Below are 3,501 nucleotides of genomic sequence, written 5' to 3'. Positions count from 1 at the left end.
GTTTTATCGTACAGAGTAACTAATTTAAGATGATTGCATTTACGGGCTACAGCCTAGCCACACAAGGGCTTTAACTGTTTTCGGAGATGTCTATTATGTAATCAAAATCATTATGAAGTTCTTGGTGATAGCGTTCAATATCGCTAATTCTCTGCGTTTGAGCTACACACCCTGCATTGATTGCTTTTTCATAAAGAAGATTATCGAATACAAATCTAGGTATACAATAACCTTTAAGCTCAGTGGGGCACAGATGGCTAATATCGTTTGAAACTCCGAGGAGAAAGCCATCAATTTGAGCGTACTCAGAGGCTAAACGTTTAATGTCCTGTGGATATATCCCCATTGTGGATAATGCTTGAACCGATCCAAGGCTGACTCCATCTCCACAAGTCTTATCTCTGGGAAAACAGTCTTTATCTATAAGCATAACTTGATGTCCGCTTTTAGCCAAGTGATAACCTGCGGAACACCCTGCTGGCCCTGCCCCAAGGACTACAATTTTAGACATGATTAAATTATCCTTATTATAATTTGTCTTTCTCAATGAACATAGTTTAAAAGGATGCCAACAATTTTACAAACTCATGAATTGCTTTATTATTTTTTAGACAAGTAATAAATAACAGACTTAGATTGGACTTTCAGATGATGGATATGCTTGCTTCTTTATAACTAATATCTAGTTAGTTATATTCTTTAGTACATCAGACTACTTATCCTAAGATTTTTCGATACCGAATCCGAGCCATAATCATAATATTCCCAGAAAAAAGAGTGATGAACCGCCACATGAACGGATAATTTTCTTTGCAGTTTTTTTGATGTTTTTCTGTTCGTTAACTTTTTCATCAGCCAGATAAACACCTAATAAAGCTCGATTAATCATTCGATGAAAGTGCTTGTGTGGTAAACAAGAAACAGCTTGATCAGCCTGCTTAAAAAAATAAGCAAACCGTTCACTTATTTCTTGTTCGTTGTTATAATAAGCGCAAAAATTTAAATCTCCACCTATGCGGTCTTCTTCTTGGTCGATAAAATAGTCAAGTAGGATATGAAGTCCTTGAACCCAAGGGAAGTAGCTAGTTTTAACTTTTGTAGCTAATTCTGGTGAGCAATCTGGATCGCTTGCATAGGCCACAAGGCAAAAAATTCCTAATGTTGAGCCAGTAGAAGCTGAAAATTCATACCACTTCATTTGAGGAATTTGGTTACGATGTCTTTCAAACCATGCTTCTAAGCGAGGAACTCGCTCGTTAACTTGGACGTGTTTATGAACTTGTAAATCACAATAATAATCAGCCAGATGATATAAACTAGGAGCCTGTCAAGAAACAACTTTTACAATTTATTATCTAGAAAGCTTACTGAGAAGGCATTTCTAGCTCAAAAGAGGCAAGGTTGTTACATGACAAGCTCTAGGGGCAATTACGTGATATGACGGTAGCTGCATTAATACATTTTGACAAGTTTTTACTAATTCCATCAGATAGCCGCCATCGTCTTGTTCTTGACTAAATTGGTAGTAATTAATGGATTTAGCACCAGGTGTCAAAGCATCTAAACAAGCTTGATGGAGAGTACGAAAATCTTTCGGATCTAAGGAAGTACTGCGATCACATAGGTTATCTAAATAATCGCTAATTGTTTGATAAGCAACAATAAAGCAGATTATTTGCTCAATTTCTTGTTTTGCAAGTAATCCATAGATAGAGCCACCTTCACAGTGGAAACTTTTATTTTTTATACTTAGTAAAGCCTGCTTACGTAATTCTGGGTTAGGAATTCGTTCAGCTTTTTCCTTCCAGAATTCTAAATGCTTATGAACTCGTGGAATCACATCATAATAAATTCTCAGCATCAGCATCGCAGAACTAGATGGAACTTCCAATAACAAAGCTTTTGGGAGAAAATCTTTGATATTTTTATTATGATTATGATCCTGAAATATGAGCATCATTATTTTTATAAAGGTTAATCATTAGCTGTTTTCAGATTAAACTTTAAACACTTAAAATACACCTATCCTTTGAAACAGCTTGGATTAAAATGCTATGCATAATTAGACATACTTAATAACAGAAAGGTTGAATCAAAATACAAAATTTTACATATCTAGTTACACTAACTTTAAAAAGCCTAAAATAGTCAAGGTAAATAAGATTTGGGTGTACCTCAGTAGACTAGAAAACACCATAACACTTAAATTCACATAACTAATTATTCGCGATCACCTTTTGGGGAAAACTTTTGATTTACTGACCCTAGTAGGTGATCAAAATTTTCGTGCAGATTTAAGCTCAAGGTAAATACTATGTTTTGAACCATATCATGAGCTAAAATTTAATTTTTTAGTACAAGTCACACTAATCTAAATTTTCTTCGTCTGTCTCAACACTTTTATGACTACGAATTTCATCTGAAGTGCGGGAAGACCAGGCAAGGACGAGCAGCAGTATCCCTAAAGCTAGTAAGAAGATACCGAACGCAATGATTTTACCCGTGGTAAATTCGACCAAACCTCGAACAATAACTTCTCGTAAGATCGAAACAATTGCTACCTCTACTGCCACTCCAACAGAAATCTGATGCTCTTGAAAATAAATTACTAAAAGCCGGAATAATTCCACCAAAATCAATAAAACTAAAGTGTCAGATGTAACCTGTTGGGGATTGTGAGCGCGTATCAAGGCAAGAAACATATCTCCCAACTGAACTACCATTGCACCAAAAAGGGCAACGCACAAAGATAGAACAATCAAGTCTTGAAAAAAAACGAGATTGTGAACAATACGAGTGCGCTTAAACCACCTCAACCTATACTTACGCATTCTAATCTTCTCTGATGTGGCTTTCCAACTTAAGGTTTTGGATAATTCATTTTTTGGAACACTCTAAAAACAGCACAACACTGGAAAACTCCTGTAAATCTAAAGCTTCAAAATTGATAGTCAAATTTTTAGCAATTGCCAGAGGTGACTTCCTTCAAGGATGAGTGTGACAGCCCATACAAAGATACTGATGCCAGCCGCCGCCGCTGCAATATCCTTAATCACGCCAATTCGGTTATCCTCTCGTTCCTCCACAAAATCACATAAGATTTCGATCGCACTGTTAAATAATTCGGCAACCAGCATCATCCCCGTTGCCAGTAAAATCAGAGTGACATCGACCCATTGCCGAAAGATAAATGAGAAGGCGAGAACTGGAACTGATAAAACAACTTTGTAAGCAACGCTAAAGTCAGAGATCACGGCGACATAAAGACCTGCCAGAACAATCTTGAGCTTTTGGATGGGATGATAACTCAATATATGGTCTCTTTTATATTTTTTGCGATCGCTCGCAGCTTTGTGACGGGAAAACATATAGTTTACCTTCAAACTCTTGTGTTAGAAATCAGACATGGGAGCATCCAGTTTTGGAAGATTTACCATTTATGGGAAAATGTAAAGAGAAATAATCCTGTGCGATCGCTGACAATGAACCAAGAGAAACAAG

At 36.5% G+C, this 3,501-nt stretch carries 3 protein-coding genes and 1 pseudogene; all 4 read right to left on the bottom strand.

The window, feature by feature from the left end; translation table 11 throughout:
* Positions 1–70 precede the first annotated feature (70 nt).
* The gene (locus V7K69_RS24500) at positions 71–511 is read right to left on the bottom strand and encodes an FAD-dependent oxidoreductase (RefSeq protein WP_335039141.1); all 441 of its coding nucleotides are present in this window, start codon (positions 509–511) and stop codon (positions 71–73) included.
* Positions 512–754: 243 nt separating this feature from the next.
* Positions 755–1,861, bottom strand: a pseudogene (locus V7K69_RS24495) (tetraprenyl-beta-curcumene synthase family protein).
* A 505-nt stretch (positions 1,862–2,366) separates the two neighbouring features.
* Positions 2,367–2,831, bottom strand: a complete 465-nt coding sequence (locus tag V7K69_RS24490; protein WP_094351847.1) for a phosphate-starvation-inducible PsiE family protein — start codon at positions 2,829–2,831, stop codon at positions 2,367–2,369.
* A gap of 120 nt (positions 2,832–2,951) precedes the next feature.
* Positions 2,952–3,368: a diacylglycerol kinase gene (locus V7K69_RS24485; RefSeq protein WP_094351846.1), complete on the bottom strand. Its 417-nt coding sequence runs from the start codon at positions 3,366–3,368 to the stop codon at positions 2,952–2,954.
* Between the last annotated feature and the right edge of the window lie 133 nt (positions 3,369–3,501).

It is taken from the genome of Nostoc sp. (genome assembly GCF_036917775.1).
Taxonomy (GTDB): domain Bacteria; phylum Cyanobacteriota; class Cyanobacteriia; order Cyanobacteriales; family Nostocaceae; genus Nostoc.
The sequence above is the reverse complement of the archived record's forward strand: the minus strand, read 5'-3'. Positions and strand labels throughout refer to the sequence as shown.

Coding starts and splice junctions, on each gene's coding strand:
- V7K69_RS24490 (WP_094351847.1), bottom strand. CDS start 2,831: ATGCGTAAGTATAGGTTGAGGTGGTTTAAGCGCACTCGTATTGTTCAC.
- V7K69_RS24485 (WP_094351846.1), bottom strand. CDS start 3,368: ATGTTTTCCCGTCACAAAGCTGCGAGCGATCGCAAAAAATATAAAAGA.
- V7K69_RS24500 (WP_335039141.1), bottom strand. CDS start 511: ATGTCTAAAATTGTAGTCCTTGGGGCAGGGCCAGCAGGGTGTTCCGCA.